This window comes from Flavobacterium sp. (assembly GCF_021151785.1).
Lineage (GTDB): Bacteria > Bacteroidota > Bacteroidia > Flavobacteriales > Flavobacteriaceae > Flavobacterium.
In genome coordinates this window covers 1-25,940 of record NZ_JAGKWP010000026.1, presented here as the reverse complement: position 1 = coordinate 25,940, position 25,940 = coordinate 1, and the positions used below count along the sequence as shown (strand labels likewise).

27 protein-coding genes are annotated in these 25,940 nt (G+C 31.8%); 14 read left to right on the top strand and 13 right to left on the bottom strand.

Going from position 1 to position 25,940, the window contains the following annotated elements; genetic code table 11:
- Positions 1 to 24: 24 nt before the first annotated feature.
- Positions 25 to 651: a 16S rRNA (guanine(527)-N(7))-methyltransferase RsmG gene (rsmG, locus tag QZ824_RS04505; protein ID WP_291274824.1), complete on the bottom strand. Its 627-nt coding sequence runs from the start codon at positions 649 to 651 to the stop codon at positions 25 to 27.
- A 105-nt stretch (positions 652 to 756) separates the two neighbouring features.
- On the opposite strand from rsmG, the gene QZ824_RS04500 reads away from it, so the two are divergent.
- From QZ824_RS04500 to QZ824_RS04450, 11 genes are all read left to right on the top strand, one after another.
- Entirely contained in the window at positions 757 to 1,851 is a 1,095-nt protein-coding gene (locus QZ824_RS04500) for an acyl-CoA desaturase (RefSeq protein WP_291274823.1), read from the top strand.
- A 37-nt stretch (positions 1,852 to 1,888) separates the two neighbouring features.
- Positions 1,889 to 3,076 (top strand): pyridoxal phosphate-dependent aminotransferase, encoded by a 1,188-nt coding sequence (locus QZ824_RS04495; protein WP_291274822.1) that lies wholly within the window; start codon positions 1,889 to 1,891, stop codon positions 3,074 to 3,076.
- Between the two features lie 192 nt (positions 3,077 to 3,268).
- Entirely contained in the window at positions 3,269 to 4,438 is a 1,170-nt protein-coding gene (purT, locus tag QZ824_RS04490; protein WP_291274821.1) for a formate-dependent phosphoribosylglycinamide formyltransferase, read from the top strand.
- A 3-nt stretch (positions 4,439 to 4,441) separates the two neighbouring features.
- Complete coding sequence (locus QZ824_RS04485) at positions 4,442 to 4,585, top strand: hypothetical protein (RefSeq protein ID WP_291274820.1); 144 nt, start codon at positions 4,442 to 4,444, stop codon at positions 4,583 to 4,585.
- A 2-nt stretch (positions 4,586 to 4,587) separates the two neighbouring features.
- Positions 4,588 to 5,172 (top strand): Crp/Fnr family transcriptional regulator, encoded by a 585-nt coding sequence (locus tag QZ824_RS04480; RefSeq protein WP_291274819.1) that lies wholly within the window; start codon positions 4,588 to 4,590, stop codon positions 5,170 to 5,172.
- 189 nt (positions 5,173 to 5,361) lie between these two features.
- Entirely contained in the window at positions 5,362 to 6,078 is a 717-nt protein-coding gene (locus tag QZ824_RS04475) for a pirin family protein (RefSeq protein ID WP_291274825.1), read from the top strand.
- 14 nt (positions 6,079 to 6,092) lie between these two features.
- Positions 6,093 to 6,383 (top strand): GNAT family N-acetyltransferase, encoded by a 291-nt coding sequence (locus tag QZ824_RS04470; protein WP_291274818.1) that lies wholly within the window; start codon positions 6,093 to 6,095, stop codon positions 6,381 to 6,383.
- Between the two features lie 157 nt (positions 6,384 to 6,540).
- Positions 6,541 to 6,723, top strand: coding sequence for a hypothetical protein (locus QZ824_RS04465; RefSeq protein ID WP_291274817.1), 183 nt, complete (start codon positions 6,541 to 6,543; stop codon positions 6,721 to 6,723).
- 17 nt (positions 6,724 to 6,740) lie between these two features.
- Complete coding sequence (locus tag QZ824_RS04460) at positions 6,741 to 7,265, top strand: NAD(P)H-dependent oxidoreductase (RefSeq protein WP_291274816.1); 525 nt, start codon at positions 6,741 to 6,743, stop codon at positions 7,263 to 7,265.
- A 178-nt stretch (positions 7,266 to 7,443) separates the two neighbouring features.
- On the top strand, positions 7,444 to 8,313 hold the full coding sequence (gene fabD, locus QZ824_RS04455; RefSeq protein ID WP_291274815.1) for an ACP S-malonyltransferase: 870 nt from the start codon (positions 7,444 to 7,446) through the stop codon (positions 8,311 to 8,313).
- Between the two features lie 167 nt (positions 8,314 to 8,480).
- Positions 8,481 to 8,729: a hypothetical protein gene (locus QZ824_RS04450; RefSeq protein WP_291274814.1), complete on the top strand. Its 249-nt coding sequence runs from the start codon at positions 8,481 to 8,483 to the stop codon at positions 8,727 to 8,729.
- 121 nt (positions 8,730 to 8,850) lie between these two features.
- Here the strand turns inward: QZ824_RS04450 and pruA are convergent, their stop codons facing one another.
- The 9 genes from pruA to QZ824_RS04405 all read right to left on the bottom strand — a co-directional run bounded on the left by pruA (position 8,851) and on the right by QZ824_RS04405 (position 19,390).
- The gene (gene pruA, locus QZ824_RS04445) at positions 8,851 to 10,476 is read right to left on the bottom strand and encodes an L-glutamate gamma-semialdehyde dehydrogenase (RefSeq protein ID WP_291274813.1); all 1,626 of its coding nucleotides are present in this window, start codon (positions 10,474 to 10,476) and stop codon (positions 8,851 to 8,853) included.
- 132 nt (positions 10,477 to 10,608) lie between these two features.
- Positions 10,609 to 10,995, bottom strand: a complete 387-nt coding sequence (apaG, locus tag QZ824_RS04440) for a Co2+/Mg2+ efflux protein ApaG (RefSeq protein WP_291274812.1) — start codon at positions 10,993 to 10,995, stop codon at positions 10,609 to 10,611.
- A 50-nt stretch (positions 10,996 to 11,045) separates the two neighbouring features.
- A complete protein-coding gene (locus QZ824_RS04435) occupies positions 11,046 to 12,287 on the bottom strand; it encodes a DUF5103 domain-containing protein (RefSeq protein ID WP_291274811.1) in 1,242 nt (413 codons plus the stop codon).
- Positions 12,288 to 12,438: 151 nt separating this feature from the next.
- Positions 12,439 to 13,209 carry a class I SAM-dependent methyltransferase gene (locus tag QZ824_RS04430; protein ID WP_291274810.1) on the bottom strand — a complete coding sequence of 257 codons (771 nt, stop codon included), beginning with the start codon at positions 13,207 to 13,209 and terminating at the stop codon, positions 12,439 to 12,441.
- Between the two features lie 58 nt (positions 13,210 to 13,267).
- The gene (gene map, locus QZ824_RS04425; RefSeq protein WP_291274809.1) at positions 13,268 to 14,086 is read right to left on the bottom strand and encodes a type I methionyl aminopeptidase; all 819 of its coding nucleotides are present in this window, start codon (positions 14,084 to 14,086) and stop codon (positions 13,268 to 13,270) included.
- 225 nt (positions 14,087 to 14,311) lie between these two features.
- Positions 14,312 to 15,718, bottom strand: coding sequence for a TolC family protein (locus QZ824_RS04420; RefSeq protein ID WP_291274808.1), 1,407 nt, complete (start codon positions 15,716 to 15,718; stop codon positions 14,312 to 14,314).
- Positions 15,696 to 17,051, bottom strand: coding sequence for a biotin/lipoyl-binding protein (locus tag QZ824_RS04415; RefSeq protein WP_291274807.1), 1,356 nt, complete (start codon positions 17,049 to 17,051; stop codon positions 15,696 to 15,698). Before QZ824_RS04415 ends, QZ824_RS04420 begins: the two co-directional genes overlap by 23 nt.
- Positions 17,052 to 17,056: 5 nt before the next feature.
- Positions 17,057 to 18,712 carry an ATP-binding cassette domain-containing protein gene (locus tag QZ824_RS04410; RefSeq protein ID WP_291274806.1) on the bottom strand — a complete coding sequence of 552 codons (1,656 nt, stop codon included), beginning with the start codon at positions 18,710 to 18,712 and terminating at the stop codon, positions 17,057 to 17,059.
- 3 nt (positions 18,713 to 18,715) lie between these two features.
- Positions 18,716 to 19,390, bottom strand: a complete 675-nt coding sequence (locus tag QZ824_RS04405) for a TetR/AcrR family transcriptional regulator (protein ID WP_291274805.1) — start codon at positions 19,388 to 19,390, stop codon at positions 18,716 to 18,718.
- 147 nt (positions 19,391 to 19,537) lie between these two features.
- Between QZ824_RS04405 and QZ824_RS04400 the strand changes: the two genes are divergently transcribed.
- A complete protein-coding gene (locus tag QZ824_RS04400; protein WP_291274804.1) occupies positions 19,538 to 20,812 on the top strand; it encodes an acetyl-CoA hydrolase/transferase C-terminal domain-containing protein in 1,275 nt (424 codons plus the stop codon).
- Between the two features lie 69 nt (positions 20,813 to 20,881).
- Here the strand turns inward: QZ824_RS04400 and gldC are convergent, their stop codons facing one another.
- Entirely contained in the window at positions 20,882 to 21,211 is a 330-nt protein-coding gene (gldC, locus tag QZ824_RS04395) for a gliding motility protein GldC (protein ID WP_291274803.1), read from the bottom strand.
- Positions 21,212 to 21,250: 39 nt separating this feature from the next.
- Positions 21,251 to 22,213: a gliding motility lipoprotein GldB gene (gldB, locus tag QZ824_RS04390; RefSeq protein ID WP_291274802.1), complete on the bottom strand. Its 963-nt coding sequence runs from the start codon at positions 22,211 to 22,213 to the stop codon at positions 21,251 to 21,253.
- 74 nt (positions 22,214 to 22,287) lie between these two features.
- Here gldB and nadE point away from each other — a divergent pair, with 74 nt between their 5' ends.
- Both nadE and QZ824_RS04380 read left to right on the top strand, forming a co-directional pair.
- Positions 22,288 to 23,100, top strand: a complete 813-nt coding sequence (gene nadE, locus QZ824_RS04385) for an NAD(+) synthase (RefSeq protein ID WP_291274801.1) — start codon at positions 22,288 to 22,290, stop codon at positions 23,098 to 23,100.
- 79 nt (positions 23,101 to 23,179) lie between these two features.
- Positions 23,180 to 23,812, top strand: a complete 633-nt coding sequence (locus QZ824_RS04380; protein WP_291274800.1) for a response regulator transcription factor — start codon at positions 23,180 to 23,182, stop codon at positions 23,810 to 23,812.
- A 3-nt stretch (positions 23,813 to 23,815) separates the two neighbouring features.
- On the opposite strand, the gene dnaG is transcribed toward QZ824_RS04380, so the two are convergent.
- Positions 23,816 to 25,792, bottom strand: a complete 1,977-nt coding sequence (gene dnaG / locus QZ824_RS04375) for a DNA primase (RefSeq protein WP_291274799.1) — start codon at positions 25,790 to 25,792, stop codon at positions 23,816 to 23,818.
- Between the last annotated feature and the right edge of the window lie 148 nt (positions 25,793 to 25,940).

Genomic DNA, 25,940 nt, shown 5'->3' with positions numbered 1-25,940 from the left:
ATATTGTAGTTTTAAATTTATAGATTATTTGTATTTTAAAGGTAAGTACACTACTTTTTTAGTTTCAAAGAAATCTTCTTCAAAAAAGTTTGATAGTTCAAAAAGTTGAACATTTTGATACACCGCTAATTCCTCAGAAAGATCACCACCTTTTAAATAAAGAATTCCATTTTTAAATTCGTGTATCGATTCCTTTTTCGTCTTGTCTTTTACCCATTTTACAAAATCTGGCATATTAGTAACGGCACGACTCACAATAAAATCAAATTCTTCTTCAACGCTTTCAGCACGTTTTTGTTCAGCTTTTACATTTTTCAAGTTCAATGCTTTCGCTATTTCATTAACTACTTTTATTTTTTTTGCAATCACATCAATCAAATAAAAATTAGTTTCGGGAAATAAAATAGCAAGAGGAATGCCTGGAAATCCACCACCTGTTCCAACATCTATAACTGAAGCCCCTGGTTTAAAAGCCATTACTTTAGCAATTCCTAGAGAATGCAATACATGTCTGGTGTAAAGTTCGTCAATATCTTTTCGAGAAATCACGTTTATTTTACTGTTCCAATCTGAATATAAAGCATACAATTGTGCAAATTGTTCTTTTTGAAGTAGGGTTAAGTCTGGGAAATAATGCAGTATTTGTTCCAAAATGTTAATTTTTGCACAAAAGTACACTTTTTTAATTAGATGACATTTATCACCTTTCAATTTAGATATTTATTAGTACATTTGAAAACTTAAATAATGAATACTATGTCAACTCAAGCACCCATTTTTGCTAAAATAGATAAAACGCAGTTCTTCAGAACATTAAACAAGCGAGTGAATGACTATTTTAAAGAAAATAATTTAAAAAAAACGGGTAATTGGCAATTACATCTAAAAACAATTGTCATGTTTATCATTTTCTTAACTCCTTACTTTTTTTTAATTTCAATGGATATGCCATTTTGGGTTTATCTATTATTGAATTTAGTAACTGGTATTGGAATGGCAGGTGTTGGAATGAACGTAATGCATGATGGTAACCATGGCGCTTATTCGGACAAGACTTGGTTAAATAAAATAATGGGAAGTAGTATTTACATTTTAGCAGGGAATGTTTATAATTGGCAAGTGCAACACAATGTCTTACATCATACTTATACCAATATTTTAGGTCATGATGAAGATTTAGAAGCAGGAAGAATACTACGTTTTTCAAAAACATCAAAATGGTATAAGCATCATAAATTTCAACATTATTACTCCATTTTTCTATACGGATTATTAACTTTCAATTGGGCTATTACTACTGATTTCCTTCAAATGAAACGCTATTTAAAAAGAAAATTATCATACGGTGAATTCAAAAGCCCAGCATTTCAATGGACAACATTAGCAATCACTAAGGCGTTGTATTTTTCTATATGGATAGTTATTCCGATTGTCTTAGGGATAACATGGTGGAAAGTGATACTTGGATTCCTTGTTATGCATTATACAGCTGGTTTAATTTTAAGTGTAGTTTTCCAATTAGCTCATGTAGTAGAAGATACAATTAATCCTGAACCAAATGAAAATGGGGAGATGGAAAATACTTGGGCTGTACATCAATTGTTTACAACAGCAAACTTTGCTCCAAAAAATTGGTTAATAAATTGGTATACAGGAGGTTTAAATCATCAAATTGAGCATCACATTTTTCCAAACATCAGTCATATTCATTACGGGAAAATTGGAGAAATTGTAAAACAAACAGCAAAAGAATGCAATTTACCTTATTATGAATTTAAGACCACTCGTGCCGCAATTGCTTCACACTTTAAACACTTAAAAGAATTAGGTAAACAACCGCAAATTGCATAAAATAAAAGCAACACACAATCCTACCAAAAAAACAACAATGAACAACGTTTTATCTGACAGAATTAACAACCTGGCTGTTTCACAAACATTAGCCATGGCAGCTTTAGCTAGAGAATTAAAAGCACAAGGGAAAGACATTATTAGTTTAAGTTTAGGTGAGCCGGACTTTAATACTCCTGACTTTATTAAGACTGCGGCAAAACAAGCCATAGATGATAATTACTCTGCTTACCCACCAGTTGATGGTTACGTTGATTTAAAAGAAGCTATTTCAGCTAAATTTAAAAGAGATAACGGTTTAGAGTACAAACCAAATCAAATTGTGGTTTCAACCGGTGCCAAACAATCATTGTATAACATTGCCCAAGTCATGTTAAATGAAGGTGATGAGGTGATTTTACCTGCACCTTACTGGGTTTCTTACTATGAAATCGTTAAGCTTTCGGGAGGTGTTCCGGTGGAAGTTCCAACTTCCGTTGAGACGAATTTTAAAATAACACCTGAACAACTGGCAGCAGCCATTACTCCAAAAACAAAAATGATGTGGTTTAGCTCGCCTTGTAATCCTTCTGGATCTGTTTATAGTCGTCAGGAATTAGAAGGCTTGGTTGAGGTATTAAAAGAGCATCCTCAAATTTATGTGGTTTCTGATGAAATTTATGAACATATCAATTATACGGGTAAATTCTGTTCTATAGGTTCTCTACCAGGGATGGAGAACAATACGATCACTGTTAATGGTGTTGCCAAATCATTTGCTATGACTGGATGGCGTATTGGATACATGGGAGCTCCTGAATTTATTGCTAAAGCTTGTACTAAAATGCAAGGACAAGTTACAAGTGCAGCTAGTTCTATTGCTCAACGTGCAACTAAAGCAGCCGTAGAAGCCAGTCCATCTGCCATCAAATATATGGTAGATGCTTTTCAAAGCAGAAGACAATTAGTCTATGATTTATTAGTAGCTATTCCTGGATTTAAATTAACTATGCCAGAAGGTGCTTTTTATTTCTTTCCTGATGTGTCGGCTTATTTTGGAAAAACATTACGTGGGCAATTAATCAAAGACGCGAATGATTTAGCAATGTACTTATTAGCGGAAGCTAATGTGGCTACAGTAACAGGAGATGCTTTTGGGAATCCAAGTTGTATTCGATTGTCGTATGCTACAAGTGAAGATCAATTAAAAGAAGCCATTAAGAGAATAAAAGAAGCATTAGCTTAATAAGAATACGCCCTGAGGAAACTTGGGGCTTTTTTATTTGATCGAATTTCTTTATATGATTAAAAATATCTAATTAGGTCTAAAGTTGGCTTTCAATTTAATATTCTCTATTTATAGTGTAATATTTTTAAGAGTAAAAATAGTTACTTCAAAAGTAAGAAAAACCAATTTTAAACTATAAAACAACACAACATGCAAAAGAAAATAGTATTATTAGGTTCAGGTGAACTAGGGAAAGAATTTGTTATAGCTGCTCAACGAATAGGACAAACTGTAATTGCTGTAGATAGTTATGCTAACGCACCAGCCATGCAAGTTGCAGATGCTTTTGAAGTAATAAATATGTTAGACGGAGACGCTTTGGATGCTGTTATAGCAAAACATCAACCTGATTTTATTGTTCCTGAAATTGAAGCCATAAGAACCGAACGCTTTTACGTCTATGAACGACAAGGTATTACAGTTGTCCCATCAGCAAAGGCTGCTAATTTCACGATGAATAGAAAGGCTATTCGCGATTTGGCTGCAAAAGAATTAGGACTCCGTACTGCTCCATACAACTATGCTACTACCTTAGAGGAGCTAGAAAAAGCTGTAGCTGAAATAGGTATTCCATGTGTCGTAAAACCCTTGATGAGTTCATCGGGAAAAGGACAATCTACAATTAAATCTACTGCGGATATAGAAAAAGCGTGGCAGTATGCAGTAGGGGGATCTCGAGGAGATTTAGTAGAGGTAATTGTAGAAGCCTTTATTGATTTTCATTCGGAGATAACCTTATTAACTGTTACTCAAAACCAAGGGTTACCAACGCTGTTTTGTGCTCCAATAGGCCATAGACAAGAGCGAGGAGATTATCAGGAAAGTTGGCAACCTGCACGAATTTCTGATAAAGATTTATTAGAAGCGCAAGAAATGGCTAGAAAAGTAACAGAGGCGTTAGGAGGCGCTGGTCTATTTGGAGTAGAATTCTTTTTAACTTCTGAAGGGGTATACTTTTCGGAACTATCTCCTAGACCACATGATACAGGTATGGTTACATTAGCGGGTACACAAAATTTTAATGAATTTGAATTACATTTGCGAGCTATTTTAGGCTTACCCCTTTCTGAAATTACTCTAGAACGACCTGGGGCTAGTGCAGTTTTACTTGCCCATTCTCTATCTGATCATCCTAGTTATGAAGGAATTGATCTTTTAGCATCTCAACCCAAATCAGATTTTAGATTATTTGGAAAACCCTCTTCTAGGCCTTTTCGTCGCATGGGAGTAGTTTTAACTTATGACACTTTTGAAGTTCCAATTGAAGAAATTGTGGAACGTGCGAAAAAAAATACTACTTTAGTAAAAATAAAACCCTGATTTATGAAAAAAATAATTGCTTTAGCACTAATAGGTTTATTAATGATTTCTTGTGGGCCTAGACGCTTAGGATGTGGACCCTATAGAAGATGTGAAATTAAAGTACCGCATCAAACACCATCTGTTGTAGAAAAGCATTTTTGCTAAACATGTCTTTATTGCTTGAAAATATAAATAAAATTGTAACACTTACACCTGAGGAGGAACAATTGATTCTTACTCAGGTGGAAGTAAAATATTATAAAGCGAAATCTATGTTATTAAAGGCAGAAGAGGTTTCGCGTAATACTTATTTCGTTCAACGTGGGGTTGTTCGTAGTTTCACTATTAATGATCAAATTATTGAGCATGTTCTGCATTTTGCTTGTGAAGGTTGGTGGATTGGTGATATGTATAGTTATATCGCTGAAAAACCAGGAAATTTATTTATAGAAGTGCTTGAAGATGCTGAAATTGTTTGTGTGAGTAAAGAAACACATCAACTACTTTATCAAAAAATACCTAAACTAGAACGTTTCTTCAGAATATTAGCCGAAAACTCTTTAGTTGCTCATCAAGAGCGATTAATCGATAACTTAAGTTTAACTGCCGAAGAACGTTTTGAAAAATTCTGTTCTAAATACCCTACCCTTATTCAACGTGTTCCTCAAAAGCAAATTGCATCATTTATTGGAGTTACTCCTGAATTTTTTAGTAAAATGAAAGCTAAGCTTTTAAAAAAAATAATTTCTTAATCTAGATTAAGTACTCTAAAGTCATTCCGCTCGTAACTTTGTCTTATAAAATTGAAACTAATGCAAAGAAAAGATTTTATAAAGAGAAGTATGCTGGGTGCAGCTGCTGTAATAACTGGTTCGGCTTTAGCTGAAAGTTACGAAATGACTCCTTTTAAAACAACGCTTAATAAAAATATAAATGCAACAATTATGAAAACGGTTTTACATACATCAGAATCAAGAGGACATGCTAATCATGGATGGTTAAATGCCTACCACAGTTTTAGTTTTGCTAATTGGTATAATCCAGATAGAGTTCAGTTTGGAGCCTTAAGGGTTTTAAATGATGATACTATTGCCGCGGGAATGGGGTTTGGTACTCATCCACATGATAATATGGAAATAATTACTATCCCATTAGAAGGAGATTTAGCTCACAAAGACAGTATGGGTAATGCTTCTACAATTAAAAGTGGTGATGTTCAAGTGATGAGTGCGGGAACGGGGATTTTCCATAGTGAATTTAATCCTAACGATGACCAGCATACTAAATTGTTTCAAATATGGTTATTTCCTAATAAAAGAAATGTGAGTCCACGTTATCAACAAATAACACTAAATAAAACGGATCAAAAAAATAATTTTTCTCAGATATTATCTCCTAATCCAGAGGATGAGGGTGTATGGATTCATCAAGATGCTTGGTTTTATCTTAGTGAATTTGATGCGGGTACAACAAAAAAATTAACCTTAAAAAAGGAAGGAAATGGTTTTTATATAATGAATATAGAAGGCAAAATAAATGTTAATGGTCAAAGTTTAGATAAACGAGATGCTTTAGGTATTTGGGAAATAGAACAGATTGAAATTACTGCTTCTACAGATGCTCGTTTCTTAATCATGGAAATTCCAATGAATGTTTAATACAATATAAAGTTATGAATGAACAAGTTAAACTGAAATTATCAGATAGCAAAGGAGTTTTCTATATTGAGATAAATGGAAAACAAGAAGCCATGATGACCTTTGTGTTTTCAGGAGAAGATAAAATCATTATAGATCATACGGAAGTTAATGAAGGAAATAATGGTAAAGGTTTCGGCAATAAAATGGTGCAAGAAGCTGTGTTTTTTGCAAGAGAAAGAGGAATCAAAATTGTACCTTTTTGTCCGTTTGCTAAGCATGTTTTTGAGAAAACACCATCTTATAATGATGTTTTAGCGACTTAACATTTTCTTCAAATTGTAAAACATATTAAAAATAAAGTTTGTAATAATGGATTTTATAAAAATAAAAATGATTCCGCTTGTTTTTGATAGTTTAAATTAGAATTAATAATAAATTGTTTTAAAATAATGAAACCAACAGTAAAATAGAAATTGTGCTTTGATGGTTTGGATAGCTATTTACCCTTCTATTAAATTATTGAGTTTTTTAATAGGTGATTATATAAAAGCCCTAGCATTGCCATTTAGAACATTAATTATGACAGGAATACTTGTGCCATTAATGGTTTTTGTATTGCTTCCTGTTTTGAAAAAAATACTTGGTTCTTGGTTGAACCAATAAATTATAATTAAATAAGTATGAAAAAAATTTTAGCCTTTGGCGCATCAACAAGCAAAACGTCTATAAATAAACAATTAGCAACTTATGTCGCCCAACAATTTGAAACTGCTGATGTAGAAGTATTAGATTTGAATGAGTATGACATGCCACTTTTTTCAGTGGATAGAGAAAAAGAAGGAATTCCAAAAGAGGCCTCTCAATTTTATGAAAAAATTGGCGCGGCTGATTTTATTGTAATTTCTTTTGCGGAACATAATGGAGCTTACTCAGCATCCTTTAAAAATCTATTAGATTGGGCTTCTAGAATTAATGCGAAGACCTTTCAGGAAAAACCAATGTTACTTTTAGCAACTTCACCAGGGGCTCGTGGTGGGAGTTCTGTTTTAGAAATAGCAAATAGTAGACTTCCATTTCAAGGAGGGCTTGTAAAAGGAACTTTTTCATTGCCTAATTTTTACGAAAATTTTGATGCTGTTAATGGTATTATCAATACCACATATAGAGAACAACTTCAAGTAATAATTAAAGGTATTAACTTGTAAATTATTTTTTAAATTAAATCGATAAATATTGCCTTGGTTGTAGGAAAACTAAAGAGTCCTTAGAATAAGGGTTCTTTTCTGTAACAGAATACAAGACATGTGTAAAACTGAAAATAAGTGCTTCAAATAAAAAAAATACTATTTTTGCAACTTGTTGTAATTAACTAAACAAAGAAAGATGAAAGCATATGTATTTCCGGGACAAGGTGCCCAGTTCACTGGAATGGGAAAGGATTTATATGAAAATTCTCCATTAGCCAAAGAATTATTTGAAAAAGCTAATGAAATTTTAGGATTTCGTATCACAGATATTATGTTCGAAGGAACAGCTGATGAACTTAAAGAGACTAAAGTAACACAGCCTGCAGTATTTTTACATTCTGTGATTTTGGCTAAAACGTTAGGCATTCAGCCTGATATGGTTGCTGGTCATTCGTTAGGTGAGTTTTCTGCTTTAGTAGTAAACGGAGTTTTATCCTTTGAGGATGGTTTAAAATTAGTTTCTCAACGCGCCTTAGCTATGCAAAAAGCTTGTGAGGTTACTCCATCCACTATGGCTGCTGTTTTGAACCTAGATGATAAAGTGGTCGAGGATATTTGTGCTTCAATAGACGGAGTTGTGGTTCCAGCAAACTATAACTGCCCAGGTCAGTTAGTTATTTCAGGAGAGTTAAAAGCAGTAGAAATCGCTTGTGAAAAAATGAAAGAAGCAGGAGCTAAACGGGCTTTAATTTTACCAGTGGGAGGTGCATTTCACTCGCCAATGATGGAACCAGCGAGAGAAGAATTAGCTGCAGCTATTGAAGCTACTATTTTTGCTTCGCCTATTTGTCCAGTTTATCAAAATGTTACGGCAAGCGCAGTTACAGATCCTCTTCAAATAAAGAGTAATTTGATTGCGCAATTAACAGGAGCTGTAAAATGGACGCAATCGGTTAATCAGATGATTACTGATGGAGCTACTAGTTTTACTGAAGTTGGTCCAGGTAAAGTATTAGTTGGTTTAGTAAATAAAATTAACAAAGAAGTAGAAACAATTTCTGCTTAGTTATTTTGTTAGTTCATTTAGTGTTCAGAATATTTCAAAAGCATGAGGTTTTACTTCATGCTTTTTTATTTACAGAAAATAATTTTGATTTTAAATAAAGTTTGGCATGTCATTTGAAAATACCATTAATAGTTAAAATTAATTAATAGTATTAAAAACAAAACAACATGAAGAAAGTAATTTTGAGTTTGGCTGTAATTACAGCATTGATGGTTTCTTGTAAAGATGAAACTAAAGAAAAAGTTGAAACAGCAACAGAGGCTGTAGGTGCTGAAGTAGAGCAAAAAATAGATACAGCAGCAGCTAAGGTAGATGCAGCTGTAGACTCTGCTAAAACAAAAACAGGTGAAGCTATTGAAAAAAGTGGCAAAAAACTAGAAGAAGCTGGTGAAAAAATAAAAGATGCCGCTAAATAATAAGTAGCATAATAACTTATTTTTGATTTAAAAATATAACCCTTGATATTTTATCAAGGGTTATTACTTTTTTTAAATAATCACTCAAATTAATGAGTTTATTTGTGAATATATTTTCAGTTTATCCTAAAAACGGATATCTATAATTTACGGGTGTTACGAACGTTTCTTTAATTGTTCTTGGAGATACCCAACGCAATAAGTTTTGAGCAGAACCCGCTTTGTCGTTTGTACCAGAAGCTCTAGCTCCTCCAAATGGTTGATTACCAACTACTGCGCCAGTAGGTTTGTCATTGATATAGAAGTTACCAGCTGCATTTTCTAGGGCTTTAGCCGCTTCATTAATGGCATATCGATCTTCACTAAATACAGCTCCAGTTAAGGCATATTCAGAAGTTTCGTCAATTAATTTAAGAACAGAACTCCACTCCGCATCCTCATAAATATAAATGGTTAAAACAGGACCAAACAATTCTGTTTCCATTGTTTTATATTTTGGATTTGTAGTTAAGATGATTGTAGGTTCAACAAACCACCCTTTTGATTTGTCGTAACCGCCACCAAAAATAATTTCAGCATCAGCATCTTGTTTGGCTTGTTCGATGTAAGAAACTAATTTGTCAAAAGATCCTTCATGAATTACGGCTGTAAAGAAATTATTTAAATCTTCTGGAGATCCCATTTTAATAGTTGGGATTTCTTTATCGAATTCAGCTTTAATAGCAGGCCATAAACTTTTTGGGAAATAAGCTCTTGATGCTGCAGAACATTTTTGTCCTTGGAATTCAAATGCACCTCTAATAGAATTAGCTGCTACTTGAATAGGGTCAGCAGAAGGATGTGCTAAGATGAAATCTTTTCCACCGGTTTCTCCAACAATTCTTGGGTAGGTTTTATAAGTATGAATATTTGCGCCAATTTTAGCCCAAATTTCTTTGAATACAAAAGTAGAACCAGTATAGTGAATTCCAGCAAAATCTGGACTTGCTAAAACAGTATCTGTAATCATGATTGGATCACCAAAAACAACATTGATTACACCGTCTGGTAGACCTGCTTCTTTAAAAATATCAATAATTACCTTAGCTGAAAATACCTGGCTATCACTTGGTTTCCAAACTACCGTATTTCCCATCATAGCTGCAGAAGCTGGTAAATTAGCTGCAATAGCTGTAAAATTAAATGGTGTTACTGCATAGACAAAACCTTCAAGAGGTCTATATTCTATTCGGTTCCAAACATCTGAAGGAGAATAAGGTTGATCTTGATAGATTTGAGTCATGAATTCTACATTGAAACGCAAAAAATCAATTAATTCACATGATGCATCAATTTCTGCTTGATGTATTGTTTTTGATTGGGCAATCATGGTAGCAGCATTGATTTTAGCACGGTAAGGTCCAGCAATCAATTCAGCAGCTTTTAAAAATATTGAAGCTCGGTGTTCCCAAGGTAAAGCAGCCCATGCTTTTCTTGCTTCTAGCGCTTCGGAAATAGCTTTTTCAACATGAGTTTTTTCGGCTAAATGATACGTGCCAACAATATGTTGGTGGTCGTGTGGAGCTGACATCGTTCTTGTAACTCCTGTTTTAATTTGCTCTTTTCCTATGTATAACGGAACATCAATAGTGCTGTTCCATAGTTCTTTATACGTTTTTAAAACTTGTTCTCTTTCAGGTGTACCAGGGGCATAACTTTTAACAGTTTCGTTAATAGCTTTAGGTACATTAAAAAATCCTTTTGGCATGATGTTATGGTTTAAAATTATTAAACAAATTGATAAAGAAATCGTTGAAAATAAGCTTTCAATTTATCTTATAGCAAAAATACAAAGGAAAAATTGAATTATTAGTACTAAAATAAACAAATAATTAGACTTCTAATTCATAGCAAATGGAGCCATCAATTTAAAGGTTGGAATGGTTACTTTAAAACTCTTGGTTGTTGTGAAGTTAATCATGTTATAAAAACCTTTCATCGCTCCAATCGGGGATGATAATAAACAACCTGAAGAATAAGAGTGTTTTTCCCCGGGTTTAATTACAGGTTTTTTTCCAATAACACCTTCACCATCAACAATGTCTAAATTGTTCAAAGAATCATAAACTTCCCAATGACGAGAGTTTAATTGTACAGAATCTTTACTTTGGTTTTCTATAGTAACTTGATAAGTAAAGGCATAGTGAATTTTATAGTTTTTGAAATATGTACCTTCAAAACTAGTTGAAACTGAAATTTTAATGCCACTTGTTATTTGAGTTACCATAATTTGATTTATAGCTTGTCAAAGTTAATAAAAAATCTTTAAAGAAATTGTTAATTTTTAATGTCTAAACTGGTTGCATTAGCTATGCCAACAACCCTGTCGTAACGATCTGCTGGTCCTTTGTAGTAGACTAAGATGGTATAATTATTTTCGGTTTGGTAGAAATTACCATCTATTGCATTTTTCTCATCAATTTTACCATTTAAATCAGTCAAAACATATTGGTAATTAGTAAATCCTTGCTTAATTAGTAAGGCTTTTTCAAATCGATTGGTTGTACTATTGTAATCCATTTTATTCTCATCTGAAATGGCATAATTATTAAACATGCCATTGATATATATATTTTTCTCTAGAGGATTTTCTTTGCAATCTAGTGTGAAATATACCCAAGCATAATCAGATTCAACATTTGGGTTGGTTACATTAAAATTAGTCACAAGGAAATTTCCGTTTATATCAGGAAAATAAGTGTAAATTTTATTTTTTCTTGCTTCATTAACATATAAATAGGTGTTGTAGATGTCACCAGTAGTAACTTTAAAGACGGTATTGGAAGCTCCTCTAATATTTTTGTTTTCAAAATTCCAAAATTCATTTCCACCCCAAAACTGGGTTTCTTTGTTGTAGCGATAGATTAATTGAGTACCAATTGTATATTGAGGCTTTATGTTGTGAATGGCATTTTGAAATTTTCCATTTTGAAAGATAGAAACTTTAATATTTTGTAGCGGATTTTGTAAAACACGGTCCTTGTAATCAATAAAAAATTCTACATTTTGTTTTTGTTGGATAGTTTCCATATCTCGAGAACGGCGAATGGTGATTCCAATCATCAAATCATCCTCATAGATAATGAATTTTCTTGAAAAAATTAAGTGTTGTTCATCATCATAGATTTTAACCATGTAATTGCCTGATTTTATAATTTGATTGTATTTATTTGGGAAACTAAGTGTGTAGTGAGAGTAATTTTGGAAACAATTAAGTGAATTAGAATAATTTTGAATGCGTTGGTTGTCCAATCCATTGATGTATTCATTTTTTAATAAACTACTGGGAGTCCAGTCATAGTTATAATGTTCAATGGTATAATAGTAATCGGCTTCGTTACCATATAAATCATCAAACTGGAGTTCAAAAGCATCTCCTAGTCTGAAAAAAGGAATGGCGTTGTTACCTCCTTGTACAAAGGTTACTGTTTTTATATTAAAAGGAGTTGGAACTTCTTGCTCCTGAGCCAAGAGTAAACAGCTAATGAACAAAAATAAAGTTGTAATTTTTGAAAACATAACAATGATTTAATAATAGTAAAAATAGCCAAATATTTTGATTTACAAGTCTTTTCATATCTTAAAAACTTTATAAAAAAGTGGAAGTAGAATTTTTATGAAGAAAACATTAAAACTTGAATAAAAAAAGTCCCGACATTGTCGGGACTTTTTACTTTCTAACTAATGGTATAATTTCACCTTTAGCTAAACAATATTTTTCAACCCATTCTGGAGCAATGGTATTTGTGTAATCTATTTCTTCAACTTGGAATCCAATGCTTCTCAATTTATCAAAGTAATCTCTTCCATATACTCGAACATGATCATATTGGCCAAAAATTTTAGCACGTTCTTTTGGGTCAGTGATACTATCATCTGTAAATGTAGTTGCTCTGTTTAAATCTTGTGGAATCTGAAAAATTCCCCATCCACCTGGTTTTAATACACGGAACAATTCCTTCATGGCTTTTGTGTCATCAGGAATATGTTCTAAAACATGGTTGCAAAATATAATATCATACTGATTATCTTCAAAAGGTAAATTACAAATATCTGCTTTAACATCAGCCAAAGGAGATAATAAATCAGTAGTGGTATATTCTATATTGCTTTGTTTTTTAAATCTTTTATAAAATTCTTGTTCAGGAGCAAAATGTAAAACTTTTACTTTTTGAGTAGAAGTAAAAAAGTCTGTTTCATTTTTTAAATACAACCAAAGTAAGCGATGTCTTTCTAAAGATAATGTACTTGGAGAAAGTACATTATTTCGCTGTGTTCCATAACCATAAGGGAGAAACATTCGGAAACTTTTGCCATCAATTGGATCTGTAAATCGATTTCCTTTTAAAACAAAAGCAATTATTGGACGAACCACAATACTTACCCGAATTAAGATAGGACGTGGAATAGTGTTTAAAATAAATTTAAATAGTTTTTTCATTTGAATTTTGAAACTTTTCAAAAAAAAGTTTATTAAGAAAAGTCATTTTTGATTAATTTTAAAGAACTAAAGGAACACTTCTTAGACCGTCTTCCTCGTTACTACTAATTCCTAACGCATCATAGATGTAAGCAAAGGTAGAAAGCAATTCTGGTTTTCCATCCACAATAGCTACATCGTGTTCAAAATGAGCGCTTGGTTTGCCATCAGCTGTAGTTATTGTCCATCCGTCTTTATGTTGTTTGATGTTTCTAGTTCCCATATTTATCATAGGTTCAATGGCTAAAACCATTCCATTGGCTAGTTTTTTACCTCGACCTCTTTTTCCATAATTTGGAACTTCGGGATCTTCATGCATTTTTCGTCCTAAACCATGTCCGCATAATTCACGAACCACACCATAACCATGACTTTCACAGTAGTTTTGGATGGCATTACCAATATCTTCAACTCTATTGCCAGCTCTTGTTTCACGAATGCCTATATATAAAGACTCTTTGGTAACTTGGAGTAATTTTTTGGTTTCAAGTGTTACCTCACCCACTTCAAAAGTATAAGCGTGATCGCCATAGAATCCATTTTTTAACGCACCACAGTCTACAGAAATGATGTCGCCTTCTTGGAGAGGTATATCATTGGGTATGCCATGTACTACTTGAGTGTTTGGACTCATACATAATGAATTTGGGAAACCATACATTCCTAAAAAAGCAGGTTCAGCTCCATGGTCTCTAATAAAAGTTTCGGCTAGTTTATCTAGGTATAGGGTAGTCACACCAGGTTTGATTTCTTTGGCAATCATTCCTAGTGTTTTGGAAACTAATAATGCGCTTTCTCGCATTAACTCAATTTCTTCTCTTGTTTTAATTATTATCATAATCGAAATTTCTGATGCAAAAGTACAAAAAATGTAGTTTTGAATAACGAATATAATAAAATTGAATTTTGAGTTTATTCACTATTTTTGAAAAAGTAATGATGTTAAGAGTTAGGGTTTTAGTTTTGATTGTTTGTATGTTAAGTGAGTATTCTAAATGTTTTTAGTCTATAAATTATAAAAAAATAATAAAAAAGTCCATTTCAATTGAAATGGACTTTTTTGTTATTCAGGATTGGCAATTGTTTTGAATAATTCGGCATGTGAAAGATACAAACGGTTGTCAATATTAATTCGAGAAAGTTTAGCACTGACTAAATTATTTTCTCTTGTATTGATTAAAAAAAGCGAACTTTCTCCAGCACTAAATAATCTTTCTTCGGCTTGGACTAGTTTTTCATTGTCATTAACTAAGCCTGTAATGATGTTTTTTTGTTTTGAAATAGTTTGAATTTCATTTTGTTGAGCTGTAACTTTGTTTTCTAATTGTTTCTTTTCTAGAGCTAATGTGAGTTCTTGTGCTTGGATTTTTTGTTGTGCTAATTTTAAAGCACCTCGTTCTTTTCTCAAGAAAATAGGGAAATATGCATTGATGCCAAATTTATAATCTTCAAATCGATAGTTTGAAAAGGCAACTGGTTCTGAAATATAGGAATAGCCTACATCAAGTTTTGGAAGAAGCATATTTGCTTTCAATTTTCTTTCAATGTTTAGCATTTCTATTTTAGTTTCTAGCGCATTTATTTTGGGGTGCGTTGTTACTGAAAAGTTTTCAGTTAATAAGGTATTGGTTTTTAATGTTAATCCTATAGATTGCTCCAAGTTTTCTTCTGGAATTAAATTGTCTTCCAATTCTAGAGGCAAATTATTATTTGTCCATAAAAAATTTGAAAGTTCTAATTTAGCTTTCAATAATTTAAAGCGTGATTCTTCTAGGTTAAGTTGTCTGTTTTTTAAGGTAATTCCAGCTTCAATACTGTCTATTGCTGGTTTGTCACCTTGTTCTATCAATGTTTGGATTCCTTTTAAACGTATAGATGCATTGGTGACATAGTTTTCATATAGACGCACTTCTTCATAGTTTTTTTTCCAGTTAAAATAGGCAATTGAAGCATCATACATGATTTGTACAGCTTGTAATCTTCGTTCTGCTTGACTCAGTTTAATTTGAGATTTTGCTTTTCTAAGATCAGCCATTCGCTGATTAATCACTAGCCCTTGTAATACAGGTATTGTAATTCCTACAGCAGTTAGGCCATTCGTTGGAACCGTATTTTGAGGGTTTAAATACAAACCTTCATTGTTTTCAAATGCAGCTTTTAATTCTATTCCATACCAAGTAGGAATTTTAAAACTTCCATTGAATACAGAGTAATATTCTTTATTTTGGTATTCTTTTCGACTAAAATCGACTTCAATTTTTGGGTCAAAAGCACCTCTAGCTTGGAGTAAATTAGCTTGAGCTTGACTTATTTCCAAGTCGGCCATTTTGGCAATAGGGTGAAATCGTTTTACAAAGCCTAAATATTCTTCATAGGTAAACTCATTGTTTTGTGCCTTTAAATTAAAACTAAACAAACACAATAAAATAGTCCATTTGAAGAGGTCTTTATTTTTTTTCCTTAGTAGCATTTTTATCTGTTTTTGATTGATAATAATTAGGGGGAAAACCATTTAAGGTTCGCCATATTTCATACCAAATAGGAACATTTTCTAATAACGCTATAGTTTGTGCTCCTGAGCCAATACTTAATTGTTTTGGCCAATTTTCTTCCTTTTCATCTGGAGCAATTAATACTCGATATTTACCATTATCGCTAATGAAATTTTCAACGGCTACAATTTTACCACCATATGTGCCATAAGATAAACCTGGCCATCCTGAGAAAACGATTGTTGGCCATCCATCAAACCATACACGAACACGTTCCCCTTTTTGAATCAATGGAAAATCCATGGGCGATACGTAAGTTTCTACAGCTAACTGGTATTTTGATGGCATAATGCTTACAATTGCTGTTCCTTCTTTAATGTTTTCTCCAATACCAGATTGTAATGCACGGTTGACATAGCCATCTTGTGGAGCAGTGATATAATACATTCCATTTCTTATTTTGTAATTGGTGTATTGGTTTTTAAGTTTGTTAACTTGAGCTTCCGTATCAAATTGACTACTTAAAGCTGTAAATTGATCACCACGAGCTTTGGAAACTTTTTCGGTGTATTCTGCATTAATTCTATTCAATTCAACTTTTGCATTGATTAATTCATTTTTACTAGCTAAAAATTTATTTTCTTGTGTTATAATTTTAGCTTCAACCTCTTGTAGCTTTAATCTTTTTTCTTCAACCTCTGTAAGCGGCTTTAAACCTTCTTTATTTAATTGAACAGCGCGATTAAATTGTGTTTTTGCAATTTTTAATTGAGTTTCAACAGCTGCTAAATCCATGCTGTCACTTGTAATTTTTAAGTAGGACTGTTTAACTTTGTTTTTAGCTTGTTCAAATTTTAGTTTACGTTCTCTTTCAATAGCAACAATTTGGTCAGATAAAGAATTTACTTTTCCGCCATAAGATTCAACAGATTGTTGTTTAGCAGTAAGTTGTGCTTTTGTGTTTTCAACTAAATTGGGGTCTAGATAATCTTCTTTAATCTCTGAGATAAACAAGATTGTGTCTCCTTTTTTTACAAAATCTCCTTCTCTAACATACCATTTTTCTATTCGGCCAGAGATTAATGATTGAATTGTTTGTGGTCTTTGATTAGGCATTAAAGTTGTTACATTTCCATTGCCGGGAATATTTTGAGTCCAAGGTAAAAATAGAAATAACACCACGAGAATTAAAAAACCTACGAGAATTTTGTTTAAAACTTTATAATGCGGTCTAGAAGCAAGGGATTGAATCGTTGAGTATTGGTCTAAACGATTATAATCTGGTTTGTTATTTTTTGATAAGTTTAGCATAGTTTTTAGATTTTTGAGTCTGAACTTATTTTTCCATTTTCAATTAAAATGATACGCGAACCTTGTTTTCTCCATTTTGGATTTTTAGAAGCTACAACTAATGTCCAATGGCGTTTAGAATCTGTTAAATAGTCAATAATTTTTGTTGAAGTTTCTTCATCCATTTTATCGGTTGGATTTTCAAGGAAAAGAATTCTTGGTTTACTGATAATGCATCTTGCGAGTAAAATTTTTTGAGCATTAGAAGAAGAAAGTTGTTTGCCTTCTGGGTGAATTTTGGTGTCTAATCCTTCTGGTAAAGTTTTAATGAATGAAGTTAGTTGAACAGCATCTAAGGCTGATTTTATTTCATCATTGTTTACACTATAACCAAACATTAAATTTTGAGCAATGGTTCCTTCAAACAAAGTCTCCCCTTGAGTTAAACAAGCAATATGAGCTCTGTATTGAGCTAAATTTATTTTTCTAAAGGTATCGTCATTAATGTATAACGCTCCATATGTTGGTTGTATGATACCTGCTAAAAGCCGAATTAATGTAGTTTTTCCAGAACCATTATCTCCGTCGATACATATTTTTTCTCCTTGTTCAATAGTCAAATTAATGTTTTCTAATACATTTTCATTTGAATCTGGGAAATGAAAGCTAATATTATCGGCTTCTAGTGAAATTGAATTATAACATTCAGTTTGATTTACATATGTTTCTTGCTCAATTTCCATATCTGTAATTTGTCCAATTTTTTCAATTGAAGTCAACACATCATAAAAAGTTTCTAAGCCTAAAATGATTTTTTCTACCGAATTAATTACTAGTAAAATAATGATTTCTGCTGCCACAAATTGACCAATATTCATTTGTTCGTTTAAAACTAAAAATCCTCCTATTAAAAGTAAACTAGCGGTTATAATTACTTTGAAAGAAATTAATTGAATGAATTGTTTTCTAATGATATTGAAGTGTTTTTCCCTGTAATTTAAATAGTCTTGAACAAGTTTATCGTTTTTAATTAAAGCAAATTCATGATAATTTTCTCTTTTAAAACTATTTGAATTTCTTGCTAATTCTTGTAGCCAACTTGCTACTTTGTATTTGAATTTTGATTCCTTTAAACTACTTTCCAATCCTGGTGTATAGGAAAATTTAAAGATGAAGTATAATAAAAACATCAATAGAATTCCAAAAATAATAAAAAATGGATGGTATAAAGAAAGTAAAATTAAACCAAATGTAATTTGTAGCAAAGCAGCGGAGAAGTCAATTAATAATTTTGATGTTCCTTTTTGAATAGTTAAGGTGTCAAAAAAACGATTAGCAAGTTCAGGTGTGTATTTTCCATAAATTTCTTCAAATTTGAATTTAGGTATTCGGTAAGCAAACTCAAATGAAGAGCGAACAAATATTTTTTGTTGTAAGTTTTCAGTGATACGTAGTTGCATTAATGATAATGCCCCAACAAATGCAACACCCAGTACAACAAGAAATACTAAAACCATCCACGATACACTAATTCTTCCTGCTTGAATAAAATTGATAATAGCTTGGATGCCTAAAGGGAGTGATAAACTTACAATCCCGGCGAAAATAGCGTAAAAGAATATCTGTGTAATATCTTTTTTGTCTAATTTCAATAAATTGATAAATCGTTTTAAAGGTGTCATATTTTATTTTTTTAATAGATTTTCAACTAAATGCGTGTAAAAGTGCATAGGACTAATTTCTTCATTGCAATTGGTAATTGTTTTTAAATGATCTTTCAAAAAATGTTGATGAAGCGCTCCCTCAACAATGCTTGAAATTAAGCTTTTCGCATAAGGATAGTCTGGATTCACATCTTCTACAAAACTAATGATCCTATTGATTACTCTTTTATAAATGATGAAATAGCCTTTTTTGTTTTCATTGTCTACTTCTCTGGTTTGTAGTGTTTTAGAAAATTCTTCTATAATGATTTTATTTAAAACAGATTCGTTAATGTAATCCGTTGTTTCATCATCTTCAATTTTCTCTGTTACAACAGCAATTGCCTTGATTAGTTTTTGCATGGGATTTTCCATATTTGCTGTTGCAAAAACCAATTTGTATTCAATCCAACTCCAATACCAACACGAAAGATAAACTAACAACTTGTGCTTATTCTCAAAATAGCGATAAATAGAACTTTCATTAGAGCCAATTTTAATCCCTAATTTTTTGAATGTAAATTCCTCAAAACCAATCTCATTGATTAAGAGGATGCTTTCTTTTAAAATTTTTTTCCCAAGTTCTGATGTTTCTGGGTCTTTAACATATATGGAGTCTCCTATGTTAAATTTAATATTAGAAATAAATATGGCCATTTCAATAGTGTTTTATACAAAGATAATAGTATTGCTATTAATTTTGAAATTTTAACTTTTATTTATAATTTGTAAATAGTCTAAATAGTATGAGATTTGTCATAAAATTGCGTAACTTGTATTGATAATTTTGTAAAAAAATAAGGTATGAGTCAATATGTAACCGCAGCTGAGGCTGTAAAAGTTGTAAAATCAGGAGACCGTGTTTATGTTCAAGCGGCAGCAGCAACACCCACTGTGTTGACAAAAGCACTTACAGATCGCGCAGCAGAATTGCGAAATGTAGAAATTTGTCATTTACATACTGAAGGAGAAGCGTTATACGCAAATCCTGATTTATCAGAAAGTTTTCATGTCAATTCCTTTTTTATTGGTGCAAACGTTAGACACACATTAAAGTCAGGAAATGGTTCGTATACCCCTGTTTTTTTGAGTGAATTGCCATTGCTGTTTCGAAAAAAAGTTTTGCATTTAGATGTAGTTTTTATCCACGTTTCACCTCCTGATCAACATGGTTATTGTTCGTTAGGAACATCTGTTGAAGCTACAGTAGCAGCTGTTGAAAATGCAAAAATTGTTATTGCACAAGTCAATAAAAATATGCCAAGAACTTTTGGAGATGGAATCTTACATGTTTCTGAAATAGATTATTTGGTTGAGGTAGATGTGCCTATTTATTCTAACGAAGTGGTTCCTTTTTCAATGGAAGAAGAGAAAATTGGTACTTATATTGCTTCGTTAATTGAAGATAAAAGTACACTTCAAATGGGTATTGGCTCTATTCCAAATGCAGCATTAAGTAAATTGACTAATCATAAAAATTTAGGCTTACACACAGAGATGTTTTCTGACGGTGTGATTGATTTAATTGAAAATGATGTGATTAATTGTAATTATAAATCAGTATCAAGAGGGCGCGCTTTGGCTACTTTCTTAATGGGTTCAAAACGATTATATGATTTTGTTAATGACAATCCATTTATTGAAATGAAAGAGTCTTCTTTTGTAAATGATACGGCTAAAATAAGGAAGAATAATAGAATGGTTGCTATTAATTCAGCTATAGAAGTTGATTTGACAGGACAAGTTTGTGCAGACTCAATAGGAGCAAAAATGTATTCTGGTGTAGGTGGACAAATGGATTTTATAAGAGGAGCTTCGTTAAGTGAAGGAGGTAAAGCAATTATTGCTTTACCGTCAATTACAAAAAGAGGAGAAAGTAGAATAGTTCCTTATCTTAAACAAGGAGCAGGTGTAGTAACTACAAGAGCACACGTTCATTATATTATTACAGAAAATGGTATTGCCGATTTATATGGAAAAACGTTGAAACAAAGAGCTAATGAGATGGTAAAAATTGCCCATCCATTGCATCAAGAAGCGATTGAAAAGGCTTACTTTGAGTTTAAAAATAATATTTAAAGCTATATAATTAAGACTGCACTCAAATAGTATCTAACTTTTTGAGGCAGTCAATTATAAGGATGTTTTTTATTTTTTTAATTCTAATTTTTCGGCGAAATAATCACAAAAATCTTGCATTGTAGCAGCCATTTTTTCATCTCCTGTAGCACGTCCAAATGTATCAGTCATAGCAACTAAAGTTTGATGAAAGAAAATTTTCATTTCATCAACAGGCATATCTTTTGTCCATAAATCAATACGAAGAGTTTCTTTTGCATTGGCATCCCAAATAGATAATAATACTGTTTTTGCTTCTTCATTCTCAACGCCTCCATCTTTTGCTGTCCATAGTAGTTTTTCTGGAACGTGATTTTCGTCTAATTCAATATTGATTTTAATTTCAGAACTTTTTGACATAGTTTGATTGTATTTATGGTTTAAGCTATTTGTAATGGCTTATTTTTTAGGTTTGTATTTAGAATTATTGAAAATTTCAAGAGGTTCCATTTTTAACAATTTCTCTACAGAAATATCATTATTATCCATATATGATTTTACAATTTGCCAGCCTACCCATTGACCTACTCTTCCTGGTGATTCTCTATCAATAGCTTCATAGAATTTTGTGAAAGGAGCATCTTCAATGAATCGTTGGTAATTTTTTATATTGTTGTCATATAATAATTTGTTTTCAATCAAATAAGACCAAATTTGTGCTTCATTTTCTTCACACCACTTATATTGTGTAGTGGTATAGCCTATTTTTACAGCATCAGAAATTGTTGGAAGTAAGACATCTTTTAAATATTGTATTTTTCCAAAATAAATCATTTCTCCTAATAAGGTTTTGTCTTGAGATGGAATCACTTTTCTATATCCAAAATTAGTAACTAAATCAGGTAAGATTTGTTCCTTTACTAAATTTTGTTTTTGATAGGCTGCGAAAACGTCATAGAAAGGATGTTTGTTCCCTAAATAGCAATCTAAAGAAATAAAAATAAAGTCATTTGTGTACAATGCCTTTTTGTCTAAAAGTACCTCATTAATAAGTGTAATAACTCGAGGTGTTTTCTCTTCAGGAAAATAATATTTAATTCTACTAATTAGCATCTCAATATCATCTTCAAGTTGAGTTGTGTTAGGAAATTGTTTTTTTACTTCTTTGTTTAATTCAATAAAATACTTGTCTTTTAACTTATTTGTCCAAAGTGTATCAGGAAATTGCGATGGAAATAAAAAAGGATATTCTGCCTTAAGTTTGGGTAAAGTCGCAGGTGTTGCCTGTGCATATTTCACATCAAAACGTTCAATAGATAAATTGACCGATTTTTTAATGTCTAATGCTTGTTCTTTAGCATCTTCTTTTTTGCATTGAACAAATAGTAAAGAAAGTATAAATAGGGCGAATATTTTTCTCATTATTTGATTTTTAGTAATTTTATCAAAATTTAGTGCAAATATATAATTTATCTACCTAATAAAAGTTTAAAAAAATGGTAAATGCTAGTAAGTTAAATGTTGAGTCTGTTACAGATTATATCGTGAATTGGTTAAAAACATATGCTGAAAATGCTAAAGTTAAAGGTTTTGTAGTGGGTATTTCTGGTGGTATTGATAGTGCATTAACTTCTACATTGTGTGCTATGACTGGTTTTCCTACGCTGTGTGTAGAAATGCCTATTCATCAAGCAGAAAGTCATGTTAGTAGAGCATATGAACATATTGATCAGTTAATGCAAAGATTTTCTAATGTCAATAAAGAACGTGTTGATTTAACACCAGTATTTGAAGCATTTAAAGGTCAAGTCCCAGTAAGTGAGAATGAAGCCATTTTGAATTTAACTTTAGCTAATACAAGAGCACGTTTAAGAATGACTACTTTGTATTATTTAGGTGGTTTACATGGACTTATTGTCGCTGGAACGGGAAATAAAGTAGAAGATTTTGGGGTTGGATTTTTTACCAAATACGGTGATGGGGGAGTGGATGTTAGTCCTATTGCGGACTTAATGAAAAGTGAAGTTCGTGAATTAGCTGCTTTTTTAGGAGTGCCACGAAGTATTTTACAAGCTAAACCTACCGATGGATTATTTGGTGATGATCGAAGTGATGAAGATCAATTAGGAGCTACCTATGATGAATTAGAATGGGCTATGATAGAAACTCAAAAAGGGAGTTTGTCTGAAAATTTTGAAGGAAGAAAAGCGCAAGTATTAGAAATTTATAAGCGCCTGAACACCAGTAATCAGCATAAAATGCAGGCTATTCCTGTTTGTCTATTGCCCGATAAAGTTAAACTATTATAAAAAAGTAAAATATTCAGGTTATTTTTATTAAATTTGTAAAAAATATTTATAAATCTCCAATTAATTAAAAAGAACTACTATGATAACGATTTGTTTCGCGGACAATTCTCCGGTTGTTCACCATGGTGTTAAAACTTACTTCGCAGAAAGTAAAAATTGCAAAATTGAATCATTTGTTAAAAGCTTTGATGAGTTGCAAAAAGTATTATCAAAAGGAAAATTTAACATTGTAATTATCGATGTTGAGCTTACAGGCTTAAATTCGATTATGAATGTTAAATCTCTGATTAAATCTCATCCATTAGTGAATTTCATTATTTATACTAATGTTTCTGACACGTTGTATGCGCCACCAGCTATCAAATCTGGTGTAAGAGCTTATTTGTCGAAAAACATTGAAATGACTGAACTTGAAAATGCTATTTTGAAAGTTCATACAGGTGAAATTATTTTCAGTGAGGCGGTAAGAGAGGCTATTGAAATGCTTAAAAAAGTAAAAAAAGAAGATCGTTTGTATAAAAAATTGTCTTCAAGAGAAATTGAAGTATTAAGATATTTCAATGAAGGTAAGAAAAACAAAGAAGTTGCTAAAATCTTATCTTTAGATGAAAAAACAATTAGTACTTATAAGTTGAGATTGTTACAAAAACTTAATGTAACGAATTTAGTGGATTTATTAAATAAGTCAAGAGAGTTAGAAATTATTTCTTAATTCTTAAAAACGAGCTAGAACTCTTCCTAGATTTTTAGCAATTACTTTTGTAAGTCCTAGATAATCTTTTATACTCGTTAGTATTTCTGAATTATCAATTTCAATATTTGATGACACTGAATTTTTAGTGTCATCAATTATTTTATGCACAAGATACCATCTAAGTGTTAGGATGGTTTCGTTTACATATTGCGCTATGGTTTCTTCTTTTTGTTTTACAACAATTTGTTTTTTTTCCCATTGATGTAGTGAATCTCGTTCTTCTAACATTAATATTGAGGTAATTTTATCTGCTACTTCAGTTGAGACTTGGGATAAATATTTTTCAATACTAAATTCTTCGCTTTGAATGTGATATGCTATTAAGTCGTTATAGATTGTTTTGAAAACAGGATTTGTCAATTCAATTTCATCTTCTTGTAAGGTTAAATAAATTCGTTCGGCTACTCTAAAAGGTTTTGTTTCCTTGAATTCAACTAATGCTCCTTCTTCATTTTCAACAAGAAATGTATCTTCAAATTCTTCTATTTTATTTCCATATAGCAATAAGATTTCAATAATTTTTTGTTCTAATTCGTATTGAATATCAATTTTAGCTGGTTGAAGTATGTCGTTATTTCTTAAAACTTCAAATACTTTTTTTTCTTCTGTAAATTTTTTATTGGCTTCAGTAAGTTCTTTTTTTGAAATTTGAGCTAAAGTATTATACAAAACTTCTTCAGAAATATCCATAATTCTAGAACATTCCTGAATGTAAATTTCGCGTTTAATTCTATCTGATATTTTGGCTATACTATTCACCATATCTCTAATAGCTTCTGCTTTTTTGATAGGATCATTTTTAGCCTCATTCATAATCAAATTTGCTTTGAATTGAATAAAGTCTTTTGTGTTTTCTTGGAGATAGGTTTTTAGTTCGTCATTTGCTGTTTTTTTTGCAAAACTATCAGGGTCGTCACCATCTGGAAACGTCACTACTTTTACATTCATTCCAGCTTCAAGTATGAGGTCAATTCCACGAACAGCGGCTCGCATTCCAGCAGCATCACCATCAAAAAGGACAGTCATGTTGTTTGTGAGTCGGCTTACTAAACGTATTTGATCTGGTGTTAATGCTGTTCCTGACGAAGCTACTACATTTTCAATTCCGCTTTGGTGAAATTGAATAACATCTGTATAGCCTTCAACTAAATAACAGTTGTCTAATTTAGCAATAGTTTGTTTAGCATGATAAATGCCGTATAATACTTTACTTTTATGGTAAATATCACTTTCTGGTGAGTTGAGGTATTTAGCTGCTTTCTTATCATTCGTTAAAATTCGACCACCAAAACCCAATACACGGCCACTCATGCTGTGAATGGGGAACATTACTCTGCCTTTAAAGCGGTCAAAAAGTGAACCGTCTTCTCGCTTTATTGTGAGTCCTGTTTTTTCTAAATACTCTAGTTGGTAACCTTTTCCTAATGCTTCTTTACTGAATGCATCCCAAGAATCAGGAGAAAAGCCTAATTGAAATTTTTCTATTGTCTCTTGTGTAAACCCTCTTTCTTTAAAATAAGATAATCCAATAGCTTTTCCTTCGTCGGTCTTTAAAAGGGTGTTTTTGAAGTAGTCACGAGCAAATTCAGAAACCAAATACATACTTTCTTTTTCATTTGCTTTTTCTTTTTCTTCATTGGTTTCTATGGTTTCTTCAACCTCAATATTGTATTTTTTTGCTAAATACTTTATGGCTTCGGGATAAGTAAAATGCTCGTGTTCCATTAAAAAGGTGATGGCATTTCCTCCTTTTCCTGAGCTAAAATCTTTCCAAATTTGTTTTACAGGAGAAACCATGAAAGAAGGAGATTTTTCATTAACAAACGGAGATAATCCCTTTAAATTAGAACCAGCGCGTTTTAGTTGAACAAAATCACCAATAACTTCCTCTACACGAGCAATATCAAATACTTTTTCTATGGTTTCTTTTGAAATCAAATTTTGAATTTTTTAGGATTGCTAAGGTACAAAGATTTTGAGAAGTTCGGAATTCAAGAATTAACAATTAAGAAATTGTTTTTATATATTTATTTAATCATCAGAATCTGCTTCTTTTACACAAATAAAAAGACATAATGTTATTAAT